General features: G+C 67.5%; 26 protein-coding genes. 16 read left to right on the plus strand and 10 right to left on the minus strand.

The genetic code is table 11. The annotated features are described in order from the left end of the window. Positions 1–28 precede the first annotated feature (28 nt). The 4 genes from radC (at position 29) to ASE72_RS02700 (ending at position 3,001) form a co-directional block, all read left to right on the plus strand. Positions 29–721: a RadC family protein gene (gene radC, locus ASE72_RS02690; protein ID WP_056016322.1), complete on the plus strand. Its 693-nt coding sequence runs from the start codon at positions 29–31 to the stop codon at positions 719–721. A 165-nt stretch (positions 722–886) separates the two neighbouring features. Continuing rightward, a complete protein-coding gene (gene purB / locus ASE72_RS02695) occupies positions 887–2,185 on the plus strand; it encodes an adenylosuccinate lyase (RefSeq protein WP_056016325.1) in 1,299 nt (432 codons plus the stop codon). A gap of 108 nt (positions 2,186–2,293) precedes the next feature. Next, positions 2,294–2,512, plus strand: a complete 219-nt coding sequence (locus tag ASE72_RS20095; protein WP_156350077.1) for a hypothetical protein — start codon at positions 2,294–2,296, stop codon at positions 2,510–2,512. A gap of 225 nt (positions 2,513–2,737) precedes the next feature. Continuing rightward, complete coding sequence (locus tag ASE72_RS02700; RefSeq protein ID WP_056016328.1) at positions 2,738–3,001, plus strand: hypothetical protein; 264 nt, start codon at positions 2,738–2,740, stop codon at positions 2,999–3,001. A gap of 55 nt (positions 3,002–3,056) precedes the next feature. Here ASE72_RS02700 and ASE72_RS02705 read toward each other — a convergent pair whose 3' ends face one another. From ASE72_RS02705 to dnaK, 3 genes are all read right to left on the minus strand, one after another. Next, positions 3,057–3,533 carry a TM2 domain-containing protein gene (locus ASE72_RS02705; RefSeq protein ID WP_056016331.1) on the minus strand — a complete coding sequence of 159 codons (477 nt, stop codon included), beginning with the start codon at positions 3,531–3,533 and terminating at the stop codon, positions 3,057–3,059. A 59-nt stretch (positions 3,534–3,592) separates the two neighbouring features. Continuing rightward, positions 3,593–4,726, minus strand: a complete 1,134-nt coding sequence (gene dnaJ / locus ASE72_RS02710) for a molecular chaperone DnaJ (RefSeq protein ID WP_056016334.1) — start codon at positions 4,724–4,726, stop codon at positions 3,593–3,595. Positions 4,727–4,853: 127 nt separating this feature from the next. Further along, on the minus strand, positions 4,854–6,761 hold the full coding sequence (dnaK, locus tag ASE72_RS02715) for a molecular chaperone DnaK (protein WP_056016338.1): 1,908 nt from the start codon (positions 6,759–6,761) through the stop codon (positions 4,854–4,856). A gap of 168 nt (positions 6,762–6,929) precedes the next feature. Here dnaK and ASE72_RS02720 point away from each other — a divergent pair, with 168 nt between their 5' ends. Then, on the plus strand, positions 6,930–7,367 hold the full coding sequence (locus ASE72_RS02720) for a copper chaperone PCu(A)C (RefSeq protein WP_056018783.1): 438 nt from the start codon (positions 6,930–6,932) through the stop codon (positions 7,365–7,367). After that, positions 7,364–7,876 (plus strand): hypothetical protein, encoded by a 513-nt coding sequence (locus tag ASE72_RS02725; protein ID WP_056016341.1) that lies wholly within the window; start codon positions 7,364–7,366, stop codon positions 7,874–7,876. Before ASE72_RS02720 ends, ASE72_RS02725 begins: the two co-directional genes overlap by 4 nt. A 191-nt stretch (positions 7,877–8,067) precedes the next feature. Here the strand turns inward: ASE72_RS02725 and ASE72_RS02730 are convergent, their stop codons facing one another. The 4 genes from ASE72_RS02730 to hrcA form a co-directional block, all read right to left on the minus strand. Then, positions 8,068–8,307 (minus strand): hypothetical protein, encoded by a 240-nt coding sequence (locus tag ASE72_RS02730; protein ID WP_056016344.1) that lies wholly within the window; start codon positions 8,305–8,307, stop codon positions 8,068–8,070. 96 nt (positions 8,308–8,403) lie between these two features. Further along, entirely contained in the window at positions 8,404–9,627 is a 1,224-nt protein-coding gene (locus ASE72_RS02735; RefSeq protein ID WP_056016346.1) for a threonine synthase, read from the minus strand. A gap of 137 nt (positions 9,628–9,764) precedes the next feature. Further along, a complete protein-coding gene (gene grpE, locus ASE72_RS02740; RefSeq protein WP_056016349.1) occupies positions 9,765–10,304 on the minus strand; it encodes a nucleotide exchange factor GrpE in 540 nt (179 codons plus the stop codon). A 25-nt stretch (positions 10,305–10,329) separates the two neighbouring features. Continuing rightward, a complete protein-coding gene (gene hrcA, locus ASE72_RS02745; protein WP_056016352.1) occupies positions 10,330–11,373 on the minus strand; it encodes a heat-inducible transcriptional repressor HrcA in 1,044 nt (347 codons plus the stop codon). Between the two features lie 193 nt (positions 11,374–11,566). Between hrcA and rph the strand changes: the two genes are divergently transcribed. Together rph and rdgB are read left to right on the plus strand one after the other, a co-directional pair. Beyond that, entirely contained in the window at positions 11,567–12,283 is a 717-nt protein-coding gene (gene rph / locus ASE72_RS02750) for a ribonuclease PH (protein ID WP_056016355.1), read from the plus strand. After that, positions 12,280–12,915, plus strand: a complete 636-nt coding sequence (rdgB, locus tag ASE72_RS02755) for an RdgB/HAM1 family non-canonical purine NTP pyrophosphatase (protein ID WP_056016358.1) — start codon at positions 12,280–12,282, stop codon at positions 12,913–12,915. The genes rph and rdgB overlap by 4 nt, the downstream gene beginning before the upstream one ends. Before the next feature lie 173 nt (positions 12,916–13,088). On the opposite strand, the gene ASE72_RS02760 is transcribed toward rdgB, so the two are convergent. Further along, the gene (locus ASE72_RS02760; RefSeq protein WP_056018787.1) at positions 13,089–13,646 is read right to left on the minus strand and encodes a CAP domain-containing protein; all 558 of its coding nucleotides are present in this window, start codon (positions 13,644–13,646) and stop codon (positions 13,089–13,091) included. A gap of 43 nt (positions 13,647–13,689) precedes the next feature. Here ASE72_RS02760 and hemW point away from each other — a divergent pair, with 43 nt between their 5' ends. Then, the gene (gene hemW / locus ASE72_RS02765) at positions 13,690–14,874 is read left to right on the plus strand and encodes a radical SAM family heme chaperone HemW (RefSeq protein WP_056016361.1); all 1,185 of its coding nucleotides are present in this window, start codon (positions 13,690–13,692) and stop codon (positions 14,872–14,874) included. A gap of 42 nt (positions 14,875–14,916) precedes the next feature. On the opposite strand, the gene ASE72_RS02770 is transcribed toward hemW, so the two are convergent. After that, positions 14,917–16,101, minus strand: a complete 1,185-nt coding sequence (locus ASE72_RS02770; RefSeq protein ID WP_235532277.1) for a penicillin-binding protein activator — start codon at positions 16,099–16,101, stop codon at positions 14,917–14,919. A 52-nt stretch (positions 16,102–16,153) separates the two neighbouring features. Here ASE72_RS02770 and rsmI point away from each other — a divergent pair, with 52 nt between their 5' ends. The 5 genes from rsmI (at position 16,154) to ASE72_RS02795 (ending at position 20,367) form a co-directional block, all read left to right on the plus strand. Next, positions 16,154–16,999: a 16S rRNA (cytidine(1402)-2'-O)-methyltransferase gene (rsmI, locus tag ASE72_RS02775; protein ID WP_156350079.1), complete on the plus strand. Its 846-nt coding sequence runs from the start codon at positions 16,154–16,156 to the stop codon at positions 16,997–16,999. A 39-nt stretch (positions 17,000–17,038) separates the two neighbouring features. Further along, positions 17,039–18,025 (plus strand): alpha/beta hydrolase, encoded by a 987-nt coding sequence (locus ASE72_RS02780; RefSeq protein ID WP_056016370.1) that lies wholly within the window; start codon positions 17,039–17,041, stop codon positions 18,023–18,025. Positions 18,026–18,082: 57 nt separating this feature from the next. Continuing rightward, positions 18,083–18,475 carry a YraN family protein gene (locus tag ASE72_RS02785; RefSeq protein WP_056016373.1) on the plus strand — a complete coding sequence of 131 codons (393 nt, stop codon included), beginning with the start codon at positions 18,083–18,085 and terminating at the stop codon, positions 18,473–18,475. A gap of 162 nt (positions 18,476–18,637) precedes the next feature. After that, positions 18,638–19,606, plus strand: a complete 969-nt coding sequence (gene gshB, locus ASE72_RS02790; RefSeq protein ID WP_056016376.1) for a glutathione synthase — start codon at positions 18,638–18,640, stop codon at positions 19,604–19,606. A gap of 161 nt (positions 19,607–19,767) precedes the next feature. Next, the gene (locus ASE72_RS02795) at positions 19,768–20,367 is read left to right on the plus strand and encodes a DedA family protein (RefSeq protein WP_056016379.1); all 600 of its coding nucleotides are present in this window, start codon (positions 19,768–19,770) and stop codon (positions 20,365–20,367) included. Here ASE72_RS02795 and ASE72_RS02800 read toward each other — a convergent pair whose 3' ends face one another. Then, complete coding sequence (locus ASE72_RS02800; RefSeq protein ID WP_235532197.1) at positions 20,368–21,267, minus strand: tyrosine recombinase XerC; 900 nt, start codon at positions 21,265–21,267, stop codon at positions 20,368–20,370. A gap of 154 nt (positions 21,268–21,421) precedes the next feature. On the opposite strand from ASE72_RS02800, the gene ASE72_RS02805 reads away from it, so the two are divergent. After that, positions 21,422–22,837: a sensor domain-containing diguanylate cyclase gene (locus ASE72_RS02805; RefSeq protein ID WP_056018794.1), complete on the plus strand. Its 1,416-nt coding sequence runs from the start codon at positions 21,422–21,424 to the stop codon at positions 22,835–22,837. 72 nt (positions 22,838–22,909) lie between these two features. Continuing rightward, positions 22,910–25,081 (plus strand): primosomal protein N', encoded by a 2,172-nt coding sequence (locus ASE72_RS02810; protein ID WP_056016382.1) that lies wholly within the window; start codon positions 22,910–22,912, stop codon positions 25,079–25,081. Positions 25,082–25,114 lie beyond the last annotated feature (33 nt).

Below are 25,114 nucleotides of genomic sequence, written 5' to 3' on the forward strand. Positions count from 1 at the left end.
TTGCGCACGATTGTGCTAGCATCGCGTCATGACCGATCCCGGTGATCCGATCGACGCGCGAAAGGGCCATCGCGCCCGGCTGCGCCAGCGCCTGTTCGACGGCGGCGGCGAAGCACTGCTCGACCACGAACTCATCGAATATCTGCTGGCGGTCGCGATTCCGCGTGGCGACACGAAACTGCTCGCCAAGGCGCTGTTGCGCGAATTCGGCGGGATCGGCGGCGTGCTGACTGCCGATCCCGCGGCGCTCGCGCGCGTCGACGGGATGGGCGACATCGCGACCGCCGCGATCAAGATCGCGCACGCCGCCGCGATCCGCCTGCTCCAGTCGCACGTCGGCGATCGTCCTGTGCTCGCCAACTGGCAGGCATTGCTCGATTATCTGCGCGCGGACATGGCGCACCATACGATCGAGCGGTTCCGCGTGCTCCACCTCAACACGCGCAACATGCTGATTCGCGACGAAGTGATGAGCAAGGGTTCGATCGACCAGGCGGCAGTCTATGTCCGCGAGGTGATTCGCCGCGCGATCGATTTCGGCTCGGCGTCGCTCATCCTCGTCCACAACCATCCGAGCGGCGATCCGACCCCCAGCCGCGCGGACATCGAGATCACCCGGACAATCGCCGAAGCGGGCAAGCGGCTCGGGATCACCGTCCATGACCACATCATCGTCGGCGCGACCGGGCATACCAGCCTGCGCGCGCAGGGCCTTGTCTGACGCGGCCACCCCGTCCGCGACGAGATCCGGACGCGACCGCGGCGTGATTTGAACCCGGCGCCCCGGCCTGCTACCGGGCGCGCGATCGCTGGCGCTACTCCCGACCCGATGGGAGGCGCGTCGCCCATTGCCGAGCCACCCCCGCAGACTCCCGAGGAAAACCCGATGGTCCCCCGCTATTCCCGCCCCGACATGGTCGCCATCTGGACGCCCGAAGCACGCTTTCAGATCTGGTTCGAGATCGAGGCGCACGCCACCGACGCGCTCGCCGAGCTGGGCGTCGTGCCGAAAGAGGCGGCGGCCGCGATCTGGGAAAAGGGCGCGTTCGAGGTCGACCGGATCGACGAGATCGAGCGCGAGACCAAGCACGACGTCATCGCCTTCCTGACCAACGTCGCCGAGCATGTCGGCCCCGAGGCGCGCTTCATGCACCAGGGCATGACCTCGTCGGACGTGCTCGACACCTGCCTCGCGGTGCAGCTGGCCAAGGCGAGCGACATCCTGATCGCCGATCTCGATGCGCTGCTGGTGGTGCTCGAACGCCGCGCGCGCGAACACAAGATGACGCCGACGATCGGCCGCAGCCACGGCATCCACGCCGAACCGGTCACCTTCGGGCTCAAGATGGCGCAGGCGCATGCCGAGTTCGCGCGCAACCGTGCGCGGCTGGTGGCGGCGCGCGCCGACGTCGCGACCTGTGCGATCTCGGGCGCGGTGGGCACGTTCGCCAACATCGATCCGTTCGTCGAGGACTATGTCGCGGGCAAGCTCGGCCTCTCGGTCGAGCCCGTCTCGACGCAGGTCATCCCGCGTGATCGCCACGCGATGTTCTTCGCGACGCTTGGCGTGATCGCGAGCTCGATCGAGCGGCTCGCGACCGAGATCCGCCATCTCCAGCGCACCGAGGTGCTCGAGGCGGAGGAATATTTCTCGCCGGGCCAGAAGGGCTCGTCGGCGATGCCGCACAAGCGCAATCCGGTGCTGACCGAGAACCTGACCGGCCTCGCGCGCATGGTCCGCGGCTATGTCACGCCCGCGCTCGAGAATGTCGCGCTGTGGCATGAGCGCGACATCTCGCACTCGTCGGTCGAGCGCTATATCGGCCCCGACGCGACGATCACGCTCGACTTCGCGCTCGCGCGGCTGACCGGGGTGATGGACAAGCTGGTCGTGTACCCGGCGCGGATGGAAAAGAACCTCAACAAGATGGGCGGCCTCGTCCATTCGCAGCGCGTCCTGCTCGCGCTGACGCAGGCCGGCGTCAGCCGCGAGGACGCGTATCGACTGGTTCAGCGCAACGCGATGAAGGTGTGGGATTCGGACGGCGCGCTGTCGCTTCTCGAGCTACTCAAGGCCGATCCAGAAGTGACGCTGAGCGATGCCGAGCTCGAGGACAAGTTCGACCTCGGCTATCACCTCAAGCACGTCGACACGATCTTCGCGCGGGTGTTCGGCGCGGCGTAAGGGCAGAGGTAAGCCCTCCCACTCCGTCATCCTGACGAAAGTCAGGATCCAGAGCCAAGCAGGACAGCGCTACGGTACTCTGGATCCTGACTTTCGTCAGGATGACGGGTGGCGGGAGCAGCAAGACCCTACCAAAGTGCACGCAACGCAATTACGATTTCGTGTTACAGAATTGCGACAACCCGCAACTATCACCATATCCCCGATGCCGGATATTACTCCGGCATCGGAGACCTACCCATGCGCATGTTCGAAACCGTGACCAGCTCGATGCTGGCGATCGCGGCCCAGGCGCTGGTGGTCGGGGTGGTCATTTCCACCCTCTGATCCATCGGCCCGCCCGCCCCTCCAAGGAGGGGCGCGGCTAGGCCGGAGGACCGCACGGCTCCGTACCAGAAGTTGGTGCAATGTCCCCCGAAGTGGCGAAAGAACGGCCAAGCGACAGCCCTCGCTGACACGGAGTTCTGCAGGATCAAGCACTTAGGTGTTTGGCATCATTAATGCAGTGACACAGTTGAGCGCGGTTCGGCGCTCGATCGTGAAAGCCTTAAGATGCACATTCTTTCTCTGCGCCGCCCCGTCTCGGCTTTCCTCACCGCCGCCGTCGCGCTGACCGGCTTTGCGGTCCCCGCGCTTGCCGCAGGCGAGAAGCCGGTGACCATCACCATGCCCGCCAGCGCGTTCAAGGACGATACGAGCCGCGTCTGCATGCCGCGCACGATATTGGGGCGCAAGGTCGACAAGACGCTGCCCGTCACGATCTGCGAGACGCGGTCCGAGTGGGGCGCACGCGGCGTCGTCTTCGTCACGAAATGAGCTTGGAAGAGACGGTCCCGACGCGGCAAGCCCCGTCCGGACCGTCCTCTGCCGCCTAGCCGCGCGGATAGCGCGTCGCGAATTCCTCGTCCGACATCATCAGATAACGGATCATGTCGATAAACGCCCATGGGATCGTGATCGCCAGCCCGACCAGGGTGATGCTCAGCACCAGCATGACGATCCCCGATCCGATCCGCCCCAGATAAAAGCGGTGGATGCCGAGCGTCCCGATCAGGAAGGCGATCAGCGCAGCGACGTATTTGTTGCGGTCGCTGGCCAGCCCGGCTGCGGCCCCGCTTGCGGTCACCGCAGTTGGTACCGCGCGTCGCGGCCCCGGCGTCGCCGCGCTGGGCAGCGGGAACACGCTCAGCGCCCGGTCGTCGGCGGTCTCGAAATCGACCTCGGCACCGATCACCGGCTCGCCGCGATGTGCCCAGTCTTCCGGCGCGAACCGATACCGTTGGCCGTCCTGGCCCGAAACGAGGCCCTCGCCCGTCCGCACGTCCACACCCAGTATCTGTCCGCGCATCGCAATCCCCCAACACCGCGCCCAATCGTGGCGGATCGAACCCAACAGGCAGGTCCGGCCTATTCCGCCGCGAACACGCCCTTCAATTTTGCGAAGAAGCCCTGGCTGTCAGGGCATTCGTCGCCTGTCTCGGTCTCGCGGAACATCTCGAGCAGTTCCTTCTGCCGGTTCGACAGACGGGTCGGAGTCTCGACATCGATCTGCACGACCAGATCGCCATGCCCGCGCCCCTGCAGCACGGGCATGCCCGCGCCGCGCTGGCGGAGCTGCTTGCCCGACTGGATGCCCGCGGGGATCTTGATCTCGTGCGTACGTCCGTCGAGCCCGGGAATCGACAAGGATCCCCCGAGCGCCGCGACCGTGAAGCTGATCGGTGCGCGCGCGAACAACGCCGTGCCCTCGCGCTCGAACAGGTGATGCTTGGCGACATGGAGGAACACGTAGAGATCGCCAGCGGGCGCCCCGCGCGCGCCGGCCTCGCCCTCGCCCGTCATCCTGATCCGCGTGCCCTCGTCGACACCGGGCGGAACGTTGATCGCGAGCGTCTTGGTCTTCTCGACCCGACCGTCGCCGCGACAATCGGGGCATGGATCGGCAATGACCTCGCCCGCGCCCTGGCAGACCGGGCATGCGCGCTCGACCACGAAGAAACCCTGCTGCGCGCGAACCTTGCCATGCCCGCCGCAATGCTGGCACGTTTTCGCCCGCGTGCCCGAGCGCGCGCCGCTGCCGTCGCACGTGTCGCATGGCGCCGAGACATCGATCGTGACTTCGGTGGCCTTGCCGTGGAACGCCTCCTCGAGGGTGACCTCCATGTCATAGCGCAGGTCAGCACCACGCCGCGCGCCACTCCGACCGCCGCTGCCGCGCTGCGCGCCGCCCATGAACTCGCCGAACACGCTTTCGAAGATGTCGGAGAAGCCGCCAAAGTCCTGCGCGCCGCCGCCGCCGCCGGGTCCGCCGTTCTGGAAGGCGGCATGCCCGAACCGGTCATAGGCCGCACGCTTCTGCGGGTCCTTGAGGCAATCATACGCCTCGCTGACCGCCTTGAACTGCGCTTCCGAATCCTTGCAACCCGCGTTCTTGTCCGGGTGATATTTCATCGCGAGCTTGCGATAGGACGACTTGATCGTCCCCGCATCCGCGGTCCGCTCGATTTCGAGCAGTTCGTAATAGTCTGTCTGGGTACTCATACTTCGCCCCCTGCGCCCGTCCCGTCATCCTGGCGAAGGCCAGGATCCAGAGCCGGATGGGCGGACGCCCGAGACTCTAGATTCCAGCTTGCGCTGGAATGACGGGGGGTATGCATATGCCTAAGCCTTACGCCTTCGGGTTTTCGTCGACTTCCGAGAACTCGGCGTCGACGACGTCGTCGTCCTTCTTCGCCGCGTCACCCTCGGCCGAAGGCGATGCCTCGGACTGGGCCTGCTTCTCGTAGATCGCCTGGCCGAGCTTCATCGCGACCTGGGCGAGCGCGGTGCTCTTCTCGGTCATCGCGTCCGCATCGCCGCTCTCGACCGCAGCCTTGGTCGCGTCGATCGCGGCCTGGATCTCGGTCTTGAGCGACTCGTCGACCTTGTCGCCGTTATCGGCGAGCTGGCGCTCGGTCGTGTGAACCAGCGACTCGGCGTTGTTCTTCGCCTCGGCGCCCGCACGACGCTTCTTGTCCTCCTCGGCGAAGGTCTCGGCATCGCGGACCATCTGGTCGATGTCGCTGTCCGAAAGACCACCCGACGCCTGGATGCGGATCTGCTGCTCCTTGCCGGTGCCCTTGTCCTTGGCCGAGACGCTGACGAGACCGTTCGCGTCGATGTCGAACGTGACCTCGATCTGCGGCACGCCGCGCGGTGCGGGGGGGATGCCGACGAGATCGAAATTGCCGAGCATCTTGTTGTCGGCCGCCATCTCGCGCTCGCCCTGGAACACGCGGATCGTCACCGCGCCCTGGTTGTCGTCCGCGGTCGAATAGGTCTGCGACTTCTTGGTCGGGATCGTCGTGTTGCGATCGATCATCCGGGTGAACACGCCACCCAGCGTCTCGATGCCGAGCGACAGCGGCGTCACGTCGAGCAACAGCACGTCCTTGACGTCGCCCTGCAGCACGCCGGCCTGGATCGCGGCGCCCATGGCGACGACTTCGTCCGGGTTGACGCCGGTGTGCGGCTCCTTGCCGAAGAACTGCTTCACGACTTCACGGACGCGCGGCATGCGCGTCATGCCGCCGACGAGCACGACCTCCGAGATGTCCTCGGGCTTCAGGCCGCCATCAGCCAGCGCCTTGCGGCAAGGCTCGAGCGTACGCTTGACGAGGTCCTCGACCATCCGCTCCAGGTCGGCGCGCGTGATCGACTTCACCAGATGCTTCGGGCCGTTCTGGTCCGCGGTGATGAAGGGCAGGTTGACCTCGGTCGACTGCGCCGAGCTCAGCTCGATCTTCGCCTTCTCGGCGGCTTCCTTCAGACGCTGCAGCGCGAGCTTGTCCTTGGCGAGGTCGATGCCCTCGGCCTTCTTGAACTCGTCGGCGAGGAACTGGACGATCTTGTTGTCGAAATCCTCACCACCGAGGAAGGTGTCGCCGTTGGTGGCCTTCACCTCGAACACGCCGTCGCCGATCTCGAGCACGGAGATGTCGAACGTGCCGCCACCGAGATCGTAGACCGCGATCGTCTTGCCGTCCTGCTTGTCGAGGCCGTAGGCCAGCGCCGCAGCCGTCGGCTCGTTGATGATGCGCAGCACTTCGAGGCCGGCGATCTGGCCCGCGTCCTTGGTCGCCTGGCGCTGTGCGTCGTTGAAGTAGGCCGGCACGGTGATGACCGCCTGCGTGACCGTCTCGCCGAGATACGACTCCGCGGTTTCCTTCATCTTCTGCAGCGTGAACGCCGAGATCTGCGACGGCGAGTAATCCTTGCCGCCGGCCGAGACCCACGCGTCGCCGTTCGGCCCGCGCGAGATCTTGTACGGGACCAGCTCGGTGTCCTTCTTGGTGATCGGATCGTCGAAACGACGGCCGATCAGGCGCTTCACCGCGAAGATGGTGTTGTCGCCGTTCGTCACTGCCTGCCGCTTGGCCGGCTGGCCGACCAGTCGCTCGCCATCCTTGGCGAATGCAACGATCGACGGCGTGGTGCGCGCGCCTTCGGAATTCTCGATGACCTTTGGCTTGCCGCCTTCCATCACGGAAACGCAGCTGTTGGTCGTGCCGAGATCGATACCGATTACTTTAGCCATGAGTTTAAATAGCCCCTCACACATCGTAAAAAAGTCTCGGGCTCCACCCCGTTACGGCAGTGGAACCTTTCGATTGATGGGCGCGATATAGGTTGGCTCGCGCTTGCCGCAAGATTGTACGGCCCGTAGAGATAGCAAGAGGGGATAGCGGAAGTGGCAATCATGACGATGCGTGGTATTTTTGCAGGGATCGCCGTGGTGGCGACGGCCGGCTGCGCGCAGCCGAAGCAGCTGTCCGTGGATGGCGCCTGGGTACGGCTGGCTGCGGTGCAGGGGCGCCCGGCAGCGGCCTATTTCACGATCCATGGCGGACCGGCCGATGCGACGCTGATCAACGTCACCACCGATGTCGCGATCCGCGCAGAGATGCATGAGAGCATGGCGTCGGGCGGCGTCACGTCGATGAAACCGATCCCCCGCGTGGCAATCCCTGCCAACACCGACGTCGTGTTCGCACCCGGTGGCCGTCACGTCATGCTGTACAACATGAACCCGGGGATCACCCCCGGGGGCCGCCTGATCACGCTCACGCTCAGCTTCGCCGACGGTACCCGGATCCTGCAGAACGCGACGGTCGTCGGCGCCGGCGACACCGGAACGAAGTGAGCGATCGCGATCGGTCGGCGCGGGCGCTGACCCCGGCCGAGACAGCGCTCGCCGCGTCGGTCTTCGGCGATGCGATCGACTATGCACCGGTGCGGCTGGCACGCCGCAAATGGGCGTTCTTCCAGCCGCGCGACACCGTAATGGCGCCGCGCGGGTGCATCCATTTCCACCCCAAGGGCGATCTGTGGTGCGACGATTTCGCGCACGCGCATCTGACGCTGCAAGGGCTGTTCATCCACGAGATGACGCACATCTGGCAGCATCAGCGCGGCGTCTTCCTCCCGCTCGCGCGACATCCATGGTGCCGCTACGACTATGCGTTCCGGCCCGGCGTCGCGCTGCACCGCTATGGCATCGAACAGCAGGGCGAGATCGTGCGTCACGCATTCCTGCTGCGCGCCGGGGCCAAGGTGGCGGGCGCACCGCCGCTTGCGCAGTACGAGACGGTGTTGCCGTTCAAGCCACGGGCGACACCCCGTCATCCTGACGAAAGTCAGGATCCAGGATAATGGAGACCGGCGTACCTGGCTCTGGATCCTGACCTTCGTCAGGATGACGGAGCGTGGTTTATCGCGCCGCCCCCCCCCCAAACCGTCATCCCAGCGAACGCTGGGATCTCAAGCGGCTCTCGCGCGCGCTTTCACAGGGAGATCCCGGCTTTCGCTGGGATGACGGTGGATCGCTGGCCGCGGCAGCGGTCTCAGATCCAGCTGCGCCCGTCAGCCGCGGCACAGCCGGACGGCGGCAATTGCCCGAAAAACCGCGCCTGCATCTTGTGGCAGCCCCAGCTCCGCAACGGCGCAGGCGCATGGCTGTTCAGCGCGATGCCGACCTCGTCATACGGGCTCTCGCCGCGCGCGACATACATGTACCAGCGCCCGCCGAACATGACCGTGGCGCCGATGAGCACGACGCATATGACCTGGAAAATTTTCTGCATGTTCGCCCCTTTTCGTGATCGAGGGCGCCCCGTTGCAGACAAGATTGATCCCGATCAACCACCGGCAGGCGAGCCCCGCCGGCGATGATCGGCACGCTAGAGCGCGTCGAAATCGATAGGTCGTGTCCGATCAAGCGCTTGCGGCGCTTCCGGCATCGGATATTTCAGTCCGGTCGCACAATTAAAAAGTACGACGCGGTCGTCCTCGTCGACCAGTCCGGTGTTCAGCGCCTGATGATAGGCCGCGAGCGTCGCGCCGCCTTCGGGGCACAGCAGCAGGCCGTCCTGCTTCGCCGCCGCCTCGACTGCCTTGAGGGTCGCGGGATCGCCGACCGCCATCGCCTGCCCGCCGCTCTCGCGGACCGCGCGCAGGATCAGGAAGTCGCCAACCGCCTTTGGCACGCGTATGCCCGCCGCGACGGTGCTCGCATCCTCCCAGCGCTCGGCATGCTCCTCGCCCGCCTCGAACGCGCGGACGATCGGCGCACAGCCGCTCGCCTGCACCGCGAACATCTTGGGTCGCTCCGATCCGATCCAGCCGAGCTGCTCGAGTTCGTCGAACGCCTTCCACATGCCGATCAACCCAGTACCGCCGCCGGTCGGATAGAAGATCGCATCGGGCAGTTTCCAGCCGAACTGCGCGGCCAGTTCCAGCCCCATCGTCTTCTTGCCCTCGATTCTGTAGGGCTCCTTCAACGTCGAGAAGTCGAACCAGCGCCCTTCGGAGGCGCCCTTGCCGACGATCGCCCCGCAATCGTCGATCAGCCCGTTGACGCGCCAGACGCGCGCGCCCTGCATCGCGATCTCGCGGACGTTGATCTCGGGGGTGTCGTCGGGACACAGCACGATCGTCTCGATCCCGCAGCGCGTCGCATAGGCGGCCAGCGCCGCGCCGGCATTGCCGTTGGTCGGCATCGCGATTTTGGTGACGCCGAGCTCCTTCGCCATCGCCACCGCCATGACCAGCCCGCGCGCCTTGAAGCTGCCGGTCGGCAGGCGGCCCTCGTCCTTGACCAGTACGTTGGGGCCGCCCGACTTGGTCAGCGGCACCAGCGGCGTCTCGATCTCGCCGAGGCTGACGATGTTCGAGGTCTCACGCACCGGCAGCAGCTCGCGCCACCGCCAGAGATCGGTCGGCCGCGCCTCGATGGTGTCGCGCGAAATCGCCGCCCGGACCGCGTCGAGGTCATAGCGGACGAGCAACGGCCTGCCCGCGCGTGACAGCCCGTGCAGCTGGTCCGCCTCGTAGCGTTCGCCGGTGATCGAGCATTCGAGATGCGTGACGAACGTCTCGCGATCGGCGGTGAGGTTCTCGTTCATGTCGTCATCCCGGCGAGGCAGAAAATTGAGTGCCGGCCTTGGCCGTCCCCCCGCCAAGGCGAGGGCCCGGGGTCAAAGGCGCCAGCGTTTGGAACCCTGGGCTCCCGCCTTCGCGGGAGACCACCGGCCCGGCAGGCTTACCCCGCCTTGGCGACGCCTACCATCGCGGGCCGCAGCAGGCGATCCTTGATCATGTAGCCCGCCTGCATTTCCTGGACGATCGTGCCAGCCGGCTGGTCGCTCGGGATCTCGAGCATCGCCTGGTGCTTGTTCGGGTCGAGCATCTGGCCCTCGGCAGCGATCTTGGTGATGCCGTGGCGCTGGAACACGCTCTCCAGCTCGCGGCCCGTGGCCTCGAGCCCGGTGACGAGCCCCTTCATCTTGTCGTCCGCACGCAGGTCCGCCGGGATCGCCGAGAGGCCGCGCGCGAGATTGTCGGCAACCGACAGCACGTCGCGGGCAAACGCGGTGGCGGCATAGGCGCGTGCGTCCTGCGCTTCCTTCTCGGCGCGGCGGCGGACGTTCTGGATCTCGGCCTGCGCATACAGAACGTTCTGCTTGGCTTCGGCGAGCTGGTTCTCGAGCTCGGCGACGCGGTCGTTCGCGGCGACTTCGGGCGCGTCCTCGGCGGTCTCTTCGCGCAGGTCGGCAGGCGTGTTCTGGTCGATATCGGACATGGTTTTCCCTATAAGTTGGGCCCGCTCAACCCATCAACCGGGCGAGCGTTGCAGCCGTGAAATCCACCATGGGCACGACGCGCGCATAGTTCAACCGCGTGGGGCCGATCACGCCCACCACGCCGACCACCCGGCCGTCGAGACCACGAAACGGTCGTGCGATCACCGAAGACCCTGAAAGCGCGAACAATTTTGTCTCGGCACCAATGAAAATCCGCGTCGAATCGCCCGCCCGCGCGCTGTCGAGGAGCGATGCGACTTCCTGTTTTCCCTCGAGGTCGTCGAGCAGGTCGCGGACCCGGTCGAGATCGGCGGCAGCGGCGGCGTCGATCAGCCGCCCCTGCCCGCGCACGATCAGTACGGGGCGGCGATCGGCATCCTCGCTCCACACCGCGATCCCGCGCTCGACCAGCGTCCGCGCCGCGCCGTCGAGCGCCGCCTGCCCATCCGCCAGCTCGCGCTCGATCCGGCCCCGCGCTTCGGCCAGCGTCAGCCCGCCGAGCGTCGCCGACATGTAATTGCCCGCCTCGATCAGCGCGGACGTCGACATCCCCTTCGGCAGCGCGATCACGCGATTCTCGACCGAGCCATCCTCGCTGACGAGCACCGCCAGCGCCTGTTCGGGCGACAGCGCGACGAACGCGATCTGGCGCAGCTTCAGCTCGCGCTTGGGCACCATCACCAGCCCCGCGCACGCCGACAGACCTGACAGCGCGAGCGTGGTGGCGGCAAGCGCCTCCTCGACCGGGCCACCGACGCCGGCGCGCGCCTCGATCGTCTGGCGCTCCTCGAACGAGGGCTCCATCGCCTGCATCATCCCGTCGACGAACAGTCGCAGGCCGCGATCGGTCGGCATCCGCCCCGCGCTGGTATGCGGGCTGGCGAGCAACCCGAGGCCTTCGAGCTCGCCCATCACGCCGCGAATCGACGCGGGCGACAGGCTGAGCCCCGCGAGTTGCGCGATCGTCTTCGACCCCACCGGCGTCCCGCTCGCGAGATAGCTGTCGACGACCGCACGAAAGATATCGCGCGCGCGGTCGGTCAGTTCGGTGACGGGGGGCGTGGCCATCTGGGTGATCTAGGCTGGCGAGCCCGAATGCGAAAGGCTAGGCAACCGCTTTCCCCGTTCGTGCCGAGTAGCGGTCGAGCGAAGTCGAGACCGCGTATCGAGGTACATGTCCTTCGATACGTCCTCTCGACAAGCTCGATGACTACTCGGGACGAACGGCAGTTTTCCAAAAATGTTAACGAAGGAATACACCATGCGCCCATCCGGCCGCGCCCCAGACCAGATGCGTGAGATCACGATCGAACCCCGCTACACCAGGCACGCCGAGGGCTCCGTCCTGATCGGCTTCGGCGACACCAAGGTGCTTGTCACCGCCAGCGTCGAGGAGAAGGTCCCGCCGTTCATGCGCGGCAAGGGCGAAGGCTGGGTGACCGCCGAATATGGCATGCTCCCGCGCTCGACCAACACGCGCAACAACCGCGAGGCGGCCAAGGGCAAGCAGTCGGGTCGCACGCAGGAGATCCAGCGTCTGATCGGGCGCTCCTTGCGCGCCGTCACCGATCTGAAATTGCTCGGCGAGCGCCAGATCGTGATCGACTGCGACGTGATCCAGGCCGATGGCGGCACGCGCACCGCGTCGATCTCGGGCGGCTGGGTCGCGCTCCGGCTCGCGATCGACGGGCTGCTCGCGAGCGGCAAGCTGACCGCGGACCCGCTGAGGCAGAAGGTCGCCGCGATCAGCTGCGGCATCTACCAGGGCAATCCCGTGCTCGACCTCGACTATATCGAGGATTCGGGCGCGGATGCGGACGCGAACTTCGTGCTGCTCGAAAACGGCAACATCGCCGAGGCGCAGGCGACCGCCGAGGGCGCGACCTATGACGAGGAGGCGCTGCTTCGCCTGCTCCGCCTCGCGCGGATCGGCTGCACGGACATCTTCGCGGCGCAGGCAAAGGCCGTCGCCAAGTGAGCGGCGAAGGCAGCACCCCGCAGGCGATCCGCAAGCTCCAGCCCGGCAAGCTGGTCATCGCCAGCCACAACAAGGGCAAGGTCCGCGAGATCGCCGACCTGCTCGCAGGTCGCGGGTTCGAGGTGGTGTCCGCCGCCGAACTCGACCTGCCCGAGCCGGTCGAGACGGGAACGACGTTCTTCGCCAATGCCGAGCTGAAGGCACGCTCCGCCGCCGACCTGTCGGGCTATCCGGCGCTCGCGGACGACAGCGGGCTGTGCGTCGATGCGCTGAACGGCGATCCAGGCGTCTACACCGCGGACTGGGCCGAGACGCCCGATGGCCGCGACTGGAACCTCGCGATGCGCAAGGTCGAGGACGCGCTCGCCGCCAAGGGCCCCGATGCAAGCCGCGGCGCGCATTTCGTCAGCGTGCTCGCGCTCGCCTGGCCCGACGGGCATGTCGAATGGTTCGAGGGCCGCGCCGAGGGCACGCTCGTCTGGCCGCCGCGTGGCCGGGTCGGCTTTGGCTATGATCCGATGTTCGTCCCGCACGGCTATGACGAGACCTATGCCGAACTCCCGCATGAGACGAAGAACGCGATCAGCCACCGCACCGAGGCGTTCGAACTGCTGAAAGCCGCGGTATTCTGAAGCCCGGGGAGGGATCGTCCCTCCCCTACGCTGTGCCCGTCACCCCAGCGAACGCTGGGGTCTCACCATTGGAAAGGGTGCGGCCCGAACCGGAAGACCCCAGCGTTCGCTGGGGTGACGCTTACGGCGCCACCCGCAGGGGTGACAGAGCACAGCGTTCGACCGGAGCGCAATCAGAACGTCCGCTCACCAACCACGTTACCCGGCGGCGAATAGCGGCATACCAGATAGTCGTCGCGGTCGTTGCTGGCGGTCGCGCAGCCCACCGCGGTCGAGTTGCGCCACACGATCTGCGTATAGTGCGCGACGTCTTCCCATTTGCTCGTCCGGCTGAAGGCGGGCGTCACGCCGTTGACGAAATCGCGCTTCTCCGCGACCCAGTGGCCGATCATCTCCGGATAGGCATAGGCCGCCCGCGTCCCCGTCCACAGATTCTCGCCCTCGCGCCCCGGCCCCTGCGGTTGCGCCGCATGCTCGAACTTGCGGGTCCGCGCCATCTCCTCGGCATAGCTGCGCGCGGTCGTCGCCAACGTATCGCTCCACACCAGCGGCGGCACGCCGACCGCGGCGCGCGCGGCGTTGTGCCCCTCCATCATCACCGTCTTGAGCAGCGCCGTCCCGCGCGGCGCAGGCGCCTGCGTCTCGCGCCGCTCGACCACGCGCTCGGGCCCCTGTGCGCAGCCAGCGATCATCAGCGCCGCCGCCACCGTCAAACCCGACCAAACCCGCATTGCGCTTCCTTCCGCCGCGCCATGCGACCATATGCGCCACATAATGTCCGTCCTCGAAACACCAAGCCCCGCCCGCGATCACGCCAGCGACCAAGCGGGCGATCTCGCGCTCTACGTCCACTGGCCGTTCTGCGTGTCGAAATGCCCCTATTGCGACTTCAACAGCCATGTCCGCGAAGGCGTCGACCAGGCCGCCTGGCGCGCCGCATTGCTCACCGATCTCGCGCACGAGGCCAGCGTGCTGCCGGGGCGCAAGCTCCAGTCGATCTTCTTCGGCGGGGGCACGCCGTCGCTGATGCCTCCCGAAACCGTCGCCGCGATCCTCGATGCGGCCGACCGCGCGTGGGGATTCGCCGACGGGATCGAGATAACGCTGGAGGCCAACCCCTCCTCGGTCGAGGCCGCGCGCTTTGCCGATCTCGCCCGCGCGGGCGTCAACCGCGTGTCGCTCGGATTGCAGTCGCTCGACGACCAGGCGCTCAAATTCCTCGGTCGCGCGCATGACGTCAACGAAGGACAGGCGGCGCTCGGCATTGCGCAGAGCGTCTTTCCGCGCGTCAGCTTCGACCTGATCTATGCCCTGCCCGGGCAGCGCCTTGCCGACTGGCGCGCCGAACTCGCGCGCGCATTGAGCTTCGGCACCGAACACCTGTCTCTCTACCAGCTTACGATCGAGCCCGGCACGCGCTTCGCGACGGATGCGCTCGCCGGCCGGATCGTCATTCCCGACGGCGATTCCGCCGCCGATCTGTTCGAGGCGACGCGCGCCGATACGGCCGCTGCCGGCTTGCCGGCCTACGAGACGTCGAACCACGCACGGCCGGGATCGGAGAGCCGCCACAACCTCGCTTATTGGCGATATCAGGATTATGCCGGGATCGGCCCTGGCGCGCATGGTCGCCGTGGCGGGCTCGCGACGGTACGCCGCAAGAAGCCCGAAAACTGGATGGCGGCGATTGAACGCAACGGCCACGGCATGGAGGTCGAGGATCCGCTGACCCCGTCGACGCGCGCGACCGAGGCGCTGCTGATGGGGCTTCGGCTTGCGGAGGGCGTGGACCTCGACCGGATCACGCGGCTCAACGCAGGCGTCGTTCCCGTCGACCTCGCGGCAGTCGAACGGCTCGAGGCGCTTGGCCTGATCGCCCGGTCACCCGGCCGGTTGCGCGTCACCGAGGCGGGCGCGCTGCTCCTCGACGCGATCCTGCCCGAAATCGTGACGGCCTGACCTGCTCTCCCGCCACGCGCGGGAGAGCAGGAGGCGCCAAGCCTATTTTCCGAACCCGGTCGGTGCCGGCGAGACCACGCTCGTCGTGCCGCCGCGGATCTCCTTCACCTCCAGCGCGCGCTCGGCGACGTTGTCGCGGCCGAAGCGGAACGCACCGTCGATCCCCGAAAAACCGTCCCCGTCGCGCAACTTGGAGACCGGGAACGCGGTCCCCGGCTTCCAGTCGCGCGCAATCCGCACCGTCAGCAGCACCGAATCATAGCCGAGGCTCGACAGACGGAACGGGCCGCTGCCGAACCGCGCCCGATATTTGGCGGCATATTGCCGGTACAGCGTATCCGAAACGCTCGCATACCACGCGCCGCTGAGCGACGGCTTGCTGGCGATGCTCGATTCGGAATTCCACAATTCGGTCCCGAGGATCCGCGTCGAGGCACCCGCCCCGCGCTTCACCAGCGCCGCTGCGGACGCCGCCGTGTTGCCGCTGTCGGCGATCAGCACCGCATCATAGGGCGCCTTCGCCGCCAGCCGCGTGACCGCGCCCGACACACCACCCGCAGTCCGGCCATAGGTCTGGAGCGACACGACCTGGCCGCCCGCGCCCTCGACCGCGCGCAGGAACGCGGTCGATGCCCGCTCGCCGTACAGCCCGTTGGGGATGAGCCCGGCGAAATTGCTGACACCGCGCTCCTTGGCGAAATCGACGACGCGCGTGATCGCCTGCGTCGGCACATAGCCCATCAGATACGCGCCATTGCCCGCGACCCCGAGGTCGTTCGAAAAGCTCAGCACCGGCACACCCGCCGCGCGCGCGATCGGCGCGACCGTCCGCACGTCGTCGGACAGCAGCGGCCCCAAGATCAGCTGCGCGCCCTCGGCGATCGCGCGCTGTGCGGCGGCGGCGGCACCCGTCGCGGTATCGTAGTTGGTGATCCGGACGCGCTGGTTCTGCGTGTCGAGCAGCGCCATCATCGTCGCGTTCGCGATCGACGTGCCGACGCCCGCATTGCTCCCCGACAGCGGCACCAGCAAAGCGACGCGGTTGCGCTCGGCATCACGCGGGATGCCGGCCTCGACGTCGAGCGTGGGCCGCTCCGCCGGCCGCGTGGTCGGGCGCTGCTGCGACGGCTCGACCGGGCCGCGCGGGACGATCGTCTGGCACGCCCCCAGCAGGCACGCTGCCGTCAGCGCAACCCCGCGCACCGTCAGACGCCCAAACGCGTGCATCTGTCTGCGGCCCGATTGCCCAATCGTCGCTACGTCTGCCATGACAATCCCCATGAACCCTGAAACCCTATTGAACCCCGGCCTCTACATCGTCGCGACCCCGATCGGCAATCTTGGCGACCTGTCGCCGCGTGCCGCCGATATCCTCAGCCGCGCCGACGTGATCGCGGTCGAGGACAGCCGGGTGACCGCCGGGCTGCTTCGCCATGTCAGGACGAAGACGCCGATGGTCCCGTATCACGATCACAATGCGGAAGGGGTGCGCCCCGGCCTGATCGCCCGCATGGCAACGGAGGCGGTCGCGCTCGTGTCGGACGCGGGGACGCCGTTGATCTCCGATCCCGGTTTCAAGCTGGTCCGCGACGCGCGTGCGGCGGGGCATCTCGTCGTCACGATCCCGGGCCCCTGTGCGGCGGTCGCGGCGCTGACGCTCGCCGGGCTGCCGACCGACCGGTTCCTGTTCGTAGGGTTCCTCCCCTCCAAGGCGCATGCCCGCGCGGAGGCGATCGCCGAGATCGCGACGATCCGCGCGACGCTCGTCCTGTACGAATCGGGCCCGCGGCTCGGCGCCAGCCTCGCCGCGCTCGCCGAGGGACTTGGCGATCGCGAGGCGGCGGTCACGCGCGAGATCACCAAGAAGTTCGAGGAGGCGGTGACCGGCACGCTGTCCACGCTTGCCGCGCGCTATGCCGACGCCCCGCCGCGCGGCGAGATCGTCATCGTCGTCGCTCCGCCGGGCGAAGCGCCGCCCGCCAGCGCGGAGGACGCCGACGTGGCGCTCGCCGAGGCGCTGACCCGCCTGTCGACTGGCCAGGCCGCGAGTGAGGTCGCAAAGGCGCTCGGGCTCGACCGGAAGACGCTCTACGCGCGGGCGCTTGTGCTGAAACAGGATCGCTGAGGCCGGGCTTGCCGGCGCGCGCAACACTATGGGAACGCCATGAACGACGATGAACAAGGCGTGGTGGTCGACCGAAGGATCGTGCCCTTCCCGACATCGATCAGCGCCCCCGCACGCGCCGCGCTGCAGCGGCTGGTCGGCGACGACGGCATACCGGTCCACGCGCTGTACGCGATGCCCGACCCGACCGATCACGACGGCTGGATACGGATGAAGGCGGCGGTCGATGCGCAATATGCCGCCTCGGTCGAGGGGCTGGCGGGCGGGCTGCACGCGCGCGTCGAGACGATCCGCACGGGCAGCGCGATCGTCCACGTCGCGACGCCCGACAAGATCGCGCGCGCGGACTGCGCCTATATCGACCTGCACGGCGGCGCGCTGGTTTTTGGTGGCGGCCAGGCGTGCCGCGCCGGTGCGCAGATGCAGGCGGATGCGCATAGCGTCCGCTGCTACGCCGTCGATTATCGCACGCCGCCCGAACACCCCTATCCCGCCGCGCTGGACGACTGCATGGCAGCGTATCGCCATGTGCTCGAACGGCACGCCCCCGGAAACATCGTCGTCGGCGGAAGATCGGCGGGCGGCAACCTCGCCGCGGCGATGCTTCTGCGTGCGCGCGACGAAGGGCTGCCGCTTCCCGCCGGACTGGTATTGCTGTCGCCGCAGGTCGACCTGACCGAAACGGGCGACAGCTTCGCGACCAACCGCATGATCGACGTCGTGCTGCCCGGGTCGCTGATGGCGAGCAATCTGCTGTATGCAAACGGCGCGGACCTCGCCGCCCCCCTCGTCTCCCCGCTTTTCGGCGATCCGACCGGCTTCCCTGCGACCTTCCTGCAGACCGGCACGCGCGATCTGTTCCTGTCCAGCACCGTCCGCATGCACCGCGCGCTGCTGCGGGCCGGCGTCGCTGCCGAACTCCACGTCTTCGAGGCGATGCCGCATGGCGGGTTCATGGGAGGAACGCCCGAGGACCGCGAACTCGCCGATGCGATTGCCCGCTTCGTGGAGGCGCGCTGGCCGTAACAGCAGAGCGCATCATGCGGTCTTGCCCGCTCGCCCCCTGGCGGGCACCCTGCCCTCATGACCGGACCCCGCCCCGTCAGACGCCCCGCCCGAAGCGCGGCATCGCGCCGCCAGGCGGATGACGCGGGACGGCGCGGGGAGCGGCTCGCCGGCTGGTGGCTCCGCTTGAAGGGCTGGCACATCCTCGACCGCCGGGTCCGCACCCCGGCCGGCGAAGTCGATCTCGTCGCGCGCAAGGGCAGTCTCGTCGCCTTCGTCGAGGTGAAGACGCGCGCGACCGCAGCCGACCTCGACTTCGCGATCGACGAACGCCGGCTTGCGCGCGTCGCGGCGGCGGCGGAATATCTGATGTCGCGCTATGCCGGGCCGACCGACGACATCCGCGTCGACGTGATCCTGCTCGCCCCCGGCACACGCCCGCGGCACATCGAGAATGCATGGATCGGATAGAGACCCGCCCCCGTCATCCTGACGAAAGTCAGGACCCAGGATACTCTGGGCATCGCTGTCTGGCTCTGGGTCCTGATTTTCGTCAGGATGACGGGGGGTGTGACCGGGTGACTTCGCCCCTGTGCGCACCTACATGCGCTCGACCGAACAGAAGGAAGTCGCATGAGCCTCACCGTCGCCGTCCAGATGGACCCGCTCGACAGCATCAACATCGCCGGCGACTCGAGCTTCGCATTGATGCTGACGGCGCAGGAGCGTGGCCATAGCCTCTTCCACTATGCCGCCGAGGATCTGAACTACCGCGACGGGCGGGTCTGGGCGAAGGCGTATCCCGTCACCGTGCAGCGCGTCGTCGGCGACCATTTCTCGGTCGGCGAGCCGGTGAACCTCGATCTCGGCGACGAGGCCGACGTGGTGCTCATGCGCCAGGATCCGCCGTTCGATCTCGGCTACATCACCGCCACGCACCTGCTCGAGCGGATCGCAGACAAGACGCTGGTCGTCAACGACCCCGCGCAGGTCCGCAACGCACCCGAAAAGGTGTTCGTGCTCGATTATCCGCAGTTCATGCCGCCGACGCTCGTCACGCGCAGTCTCGACGAAGCGCGCAAGTTCCTTGCCGAGCACGGCGCGATCGTCATCAAGCCGCTGCACGGCAATGGCGGCAAGGCGATCTTCAAGGTCGAGTCCGACGGCGCCAACCTGTCCGCGCTGATCGAGGTGTTCAACATGACGTGGCGCGAACCACACATGGTGCAGGCGTTCCTCCCCGACGTCGCGAAGGGCGACAAGCGAATCGTGCTGGTCGACGGCGAGATCGCCGGCGCCATCAATCGCCTACCCGGCGAAGGCGAGATCCGGTCCAATCTCGCGGTCGGCGGATCGGCGGAGAAGACCGATCTGACCGACAAGGAGCGCGAGATCTGCGCGGTGCTCGGGCCCGAACTCAAGAAGCGCGGGTTGCTGTTCGTCGGGATCGACGTGATCGGCGGCAAATGGCTGACCGAGATCAACGTCACCTCGCCGACCGGGATCGTCGCGATCGACCGGTTCAATGGGACCGACATCGCCGGCATGATCTGGGACGCGATCGAGGCGAAGGTGACGGCTGGCATAAACCGCCGCACCTGACCGCGCGACAATCACCACCGCGCAGCCCGTCAGGGCCTGATTGGAGGGATCGCGCCACCCGCGCGAGTCCTCGGGATGACCATTGTCCGATCAGGCCCGGGTGCGTGTAACCACGAGCACTCGGCGGAACACATCCGCGGTGCCGGAAGTATCTGATACCCATGACCGAATTCATCATCAACCTGATCGCCTGGGGCGGGTATTTCGGCATCTTCCTGCTGATGGCACTCGAGAACATCGTGCCTCCCGTTCCGTCCGAGGTCATCATGGGGCTGGGCGGGATCGCGGTCGCGCGCGGCCATATGACGGTCGTCCCGTTGATCGCAGCGGGGACCGTCGGCTCGGTCGTCGGCAATTACTTCTGGTATTATATCGGCCGGAACATCGGCTACGAGCGGTTTCGCCCGTTCGTCGAACGCCATGGTCGCTGGCTCACGATCGAATGGTCCGACATCGAGAAGGTCCACCGGTTCTTCGTGAAGCGCGGCGGCTGGGTGATCTTCGTGTTCCGCTTCATGCCGACATTCCGCACGGTGATCTCGCTGCCCGCGGGGATGACCTGCATGCCGATCTGGAAGTTCGTCGTCTGGACCGCGGCGGGCAGCGCGATCTGGAACACCGTGCTCGCCTATGCCGGGATCCTGCTCGGCTCGCGGTTCGAACAGCTCGATCGCTATGTCGGGCCCGTCTCGGTCGCGACGTTCGTCATCATCGCGCTGCTCTATGGCTGGCGGGTGCTGACCTGGAAGCCGAAGGGCTGATCACGCGCGCGGATGCGCGTTGCGATACACGTCCATCAGATGCGCGGCGTCGACCTGCGTATAGATTTGCGTCGAACTCAGGCTCGCATGCCCGAGCAGCTCCTGCAGCGCGCGCAGATCCGCCCCCCGCCCCAGCAGGTGCGTCGCGAAGCTGTGCCGCAGCGCATGCGGCGTGGTCCGCTCGCTGAGGCCCAGTCGCGCACGCGCGGCGCGCACCGATTTCCTGACCACGGTCGGCGCCAGCGGCCCGCCCTTTGCCCCCCGGAATATCGGTTCGTCCCGGACGAGTGGCCACGGACACTGCGCGGCATAGGCTGCGATCGCGTCGCGCACCTGCGGCAGCAGCGGGACGATCCGCGTCTTCTCCCGCTTGCCCGTCACCCGAAGCGTTTCGCCGAGCGGCAGGATCGCACCGCGCAGCGCGACCGCCTCGCCGATCCGCAGTCCGCCACCATAGAGCAGCATGAGCACCGCCCAGTCGCGCGCGCCGATCCACGGCTCGGCGGCATCGTCGGCGACCTCCTCGGCGAGCGCCACGGCCTCGGCGGGCGAGATCGGACGCGGCACCCCCTTGTGGACGCGGGGTCCCTTCAGCCGGACGACGTCCGTTTCCGGGTTCGCCCAGGCGAGGAAGCCGCGCACCGCGGACAGCTCGCGCGCGGTCGAAGCATTGCCGAGTCCCTCGCCGCGCCGATGCGCGAGATACGCGCGAAGCTCGGCCGTACCGACGCGGGCAAGCGCCATCCGATCGACCGGGCCACCCCAGTGACCGACGAGAAACGCCGTCAACCGCTCCGCCGCCCCACGATAGGCGCGGACGGTATGCGCCGAGCGCAATCGGTCCCGGGCCAAATGATCCGCCCAGAGCATCGACGCGGCAAGGCTTGCGGTTTTCGTCATCGATCCATGCTAGGGCGTTTTAACGTCAAAGAAAATTAACGGTCTGGGGTTATCAGGACTCATGTCATCCACCGACCTGATCGCTGTCGATGCGCACGCTTCCGCACCTGCCAATACAGCAAGCGACGCCGCGTTCGAAGACCGTCGGGTCGCAATGTTGCATGCATTGGCGTTGCTCGACACTGACCCCGAACGCGAGTTCGACTCGCTGGTCGCGCTCGCGGCAGAGATGCTCGATTGCCCGACCGCGCTGATGACGCTGGTCGATCGCGACCGGTTGTGGATCAAGGCTGCGAATTCGGGCGAGCAGCAGGAATTTCGCCGCGAAGACGGGTTCTGCAACTACACGATCCGCGGCACCGACCCGCTGGTCATCGGCGATCTGAGCCTCGACCCGCGTTTCGAGACGAACGCACTGGTCGCCGCGCCCGATGGTGCGCGCTTCTACGCGGGCGCGCCGATCCACGCGACCGACGACGGCGGCAATCGCTATGCCATCGGTGCGCTCTGCGTGCTCGATACCAATCCGCGGAGCCTCACCGACGCGGGCCGCCGCGCGCTGCAGCATCTCGCCGTCCTGGCCGAAACGACGATCGCCGCGCGGACCTCGGCGCAGAAGGCGCTGGCGATCGCGGTCACCGCCGAGCGGCAGTCGGCAACGCTGACGCGACAGGACCAGATCTTTCGCCAGGCCGAGCGCATGGCGGCGATCGGGTCGTGGCGCGCGGTCTGGCCCGACGGCCCCGTCGACTGGTCGGACGGCGTTTTCCGCATCCACGACCTGCCGATCGGGGCGACGCCGCGTCCCGAGGAAGCGCTCGCTTTCTATCCCCCGCATGCGCGCGGACAGGTCGCGGAGGCGATGACCTCGCTGTTCGAAACCGGAAGCCCGTTCGATTTCGAAGTGGATTTCCTGACCGCCGCGGGCGAACCGCGCCGGGTGCGCATACTTGGCGAGCGCGAGGCCAGTGGCGAGTCGGCCTATGACGATCAGGTCGCGCTCATCGGAATTTTCCAGGACGTCACCGACCGCCACGCGCTCGAGGTCTCGCTGCGACGCAGTGCGGATACCGACGCGCTGACCGGTATCGCCAATCGTGCCGCGTTCGACCGCGCCTTGCAGGCGGCGATGGCGCGCGCGCGGTGCGACCAGACGCCCCTCATGCTCGCGCTGGTCGATCTCGACGGGTTCAAGGCGATCAACGACACGCTGGGCCACAATGCCGGCGACGATGTCCTGCGCGAGGTGGGCGACGTGTTGCGCGCGCCATGGCTCTGCGGCAGCTTCGCCGCGCGGCTTGGCGGCGACGAATTCGCCGTCATCCTCGAGGATCCCGCGCTCGTCTCGGCGCCCGACGACGTCACGGTCCGCCTGCAGGATGCGCTCCGCTTTCCCGTCGTCCAGGACGGCCTCGCGATGGTCAGCGCAGGGACCGTCGGTCTCGCCGCGCTCCAGCCCGACACGCATTCGATCCGCGATTTCGTCCACCGCGCCGACACGCATCTCTACAAGGCCAAGCGCGAACGCATCGGCGAGCGGCGGCGGGGGAACCAGCAGCGCGCTGCCTGACCGACGCCGGCGATGATCCGCTATCGCTAAAATGGTTTCCGTCGAGTCGATCCGCCCCCATATGCAGGGACGATGTCGTCCCGTGCCCGTGTCCTGATCCTCAACGCCGCTCTCGGGCCGCTCGATTACCGCGTGCCCGCCGGCACGACGGTCGAGCCCGGGTCGATCGTCGTCGTCCCGCTCGGCCCGCGTCAGCTGCTCGGCGTCGTCTGGGAGGCGGAACGGATGCCGTCCGATGCGGAGGTCGGCGACAACCGGTTGCGCAACCTGCTTGCGGTTGCCGAGGTCCCGCCGCTCGGTGCGCCGCTGCGCCGGCTGATCGAATGGACCGCGGACTATTATCTCGCCCCGCCCGCGTCGGTACTGCGGATGTCGCTCGCATCGACCTCCGCACTGGAGGGCGCGCGCACCGCGGTCGAGTACCGCGCGACGGGCATGATCCCGCCGAGGCTGACGCCGCAACGGGAGCAGGCCCTCGAGCGTATCGCGGACCGCCAGGGCCTGATCCGCGAGCTCGCGACCGCCGCCGACGTCAGCGACGCGGTGATCCGCGGGCTCGTCAAGGTCGGTGCGCTCGAAGCGGTCGAGGTCGCGATCGACAGCCCCTACCCCGTCCCCGATCCGTCGCATCATCAACCCGTGCTCTCGACCGACCAGCAGGCAGCGGCCGACGCGCTGACCGCCGGGGTCGCGGCGCATGCGTTCCAGCCGATCCTGCTCGACGGGGTCACCGGGTCGGGCAAGACCGAGGTCTATTTCGAGGCCGTCGCACAGGCGATCCGCGACGGCCGCCAGACGCTCGTCCTGCTCCCCGAGATCGCGCTGACCGAACCGTTCCTCAAGCGGTTCCACGACCGCTTCGGATGCGAACCGGTCGCGTGGCATTCGGGGCTCCGCTCGAGCCAGCGCCGTCGGGCCTGGCGCGCGATCGCCAGCGGCGAGGCGCTGGTGACGGTCGGCGCGCGCTCCGCGCTGTTCCTGCCCTACCGCGACCTCGGGCTGATCGTCGTCGACGAAGCGCACGAGACGAGCTTCAAGCAGGAAGAGGGCGTGCATTATCACGCGCGCGACGTTGCGGTGATGCGCGGCAAGTTCGAATCCTGCCCGGTCATCCTGGCCTCCGCGACCCCCGCGATCGAGACGCGACAACAGGTTGCGACGGGCCGCTATACCGAACTCAAACTGCCCGGCCGGTTCGGCGTCGCGGAAATGCCGACGATCGAACCGATCGACCTCATCAAGGAGCCACCCGAACGCGGCCGCTGGCTCGCGCCCCGCCTCGTCCAGGCGATCCAGGCGACGCTCGACAGGCGCGAACAGTCGCTGCTCTTCCTCAATCGGCGCGGCTATGCACCGCTGACATTGTGCCGGACGTGCGGGCACCGGTTCCAGTGCCCGAACTGCACCGCGTGGATGGTCGAGCACCGGCTGACGCGGCGCCTCGCCTGCCATCATTGCGGCCATATCGAACCGACGCCGCGCGTCTGCCCCGAATGCCAGGGCGAGGATACGCTGGTCGCCTGCGGTCCCGGCGTCGAGCGCATCGCGGACGAGGTCACCGCGCTGTTCCCCGAGGCGAAGACCGCGGTCGTGACCTCGGACACGATCTGGTCGCCTGCCAAGGCGGCCGAGTTCGTCGGGCGGATGGAGGCGGGCGACATCGACATCGTCGTCGGCACGCAGCTCGTCACCAAGGGGTATCATTTCCCGAACCTCACGCTGGTCGGCGTCGTCGACGCGGATCTCGGGCTCGACGGTGGCGATCTCCGCGCGGCGGAACGGACATTCCAGCAGATCCGCCAGGTCTCGGGTCGCGCCGGACGCGGCGAGAAGCCCGGGCACGTCTTTATCCAGACGCACAGTCCCGCGGCGCAGGTGATGCAGGCGCTGATCACCGGCGACGCCGACGCATTTTACGAAGCCGAGACCGACGCGCGAAAGGACGCGGGCGCGCCCCCGTTCGGCCGATACGCGGCGATCGTCGTGTCGTCCGAGGACCAGGCATGCGCGCATGACACGGCAAGGCTCGTCGGCCGGTCGGCACCGCAGGTCGAGGGCATGCACGTCTATGGCCCCGCGCCCGCCCCGCTCGCGATGCTGCGCGGCCGGCACCGCTACCGCCTGCTCGTCCATGCGAAGCGCGCGCTGGATGTACAGGACGTCATCCGCGCCTGGCTCGGTACGCTGGAATGGCCGTCGAAGGTCCGCGTGACGGTCGACGTCGACCCGTATAATTTCCTCTGACGGCCTGACGAAACGTCGCCTTAACGGCTGGGC

The sequence above is a fragment of the Sphingomonas sp. Leaf20 genome, assembly GCF_001421535.1.
In the GTDB taxonomy this organism is placed as follows: Bacteria; Pseudomonadota; Alphaproteobacteria; order Sphingomonadales; family Sphingomonadaceae; genus Sphingomonas.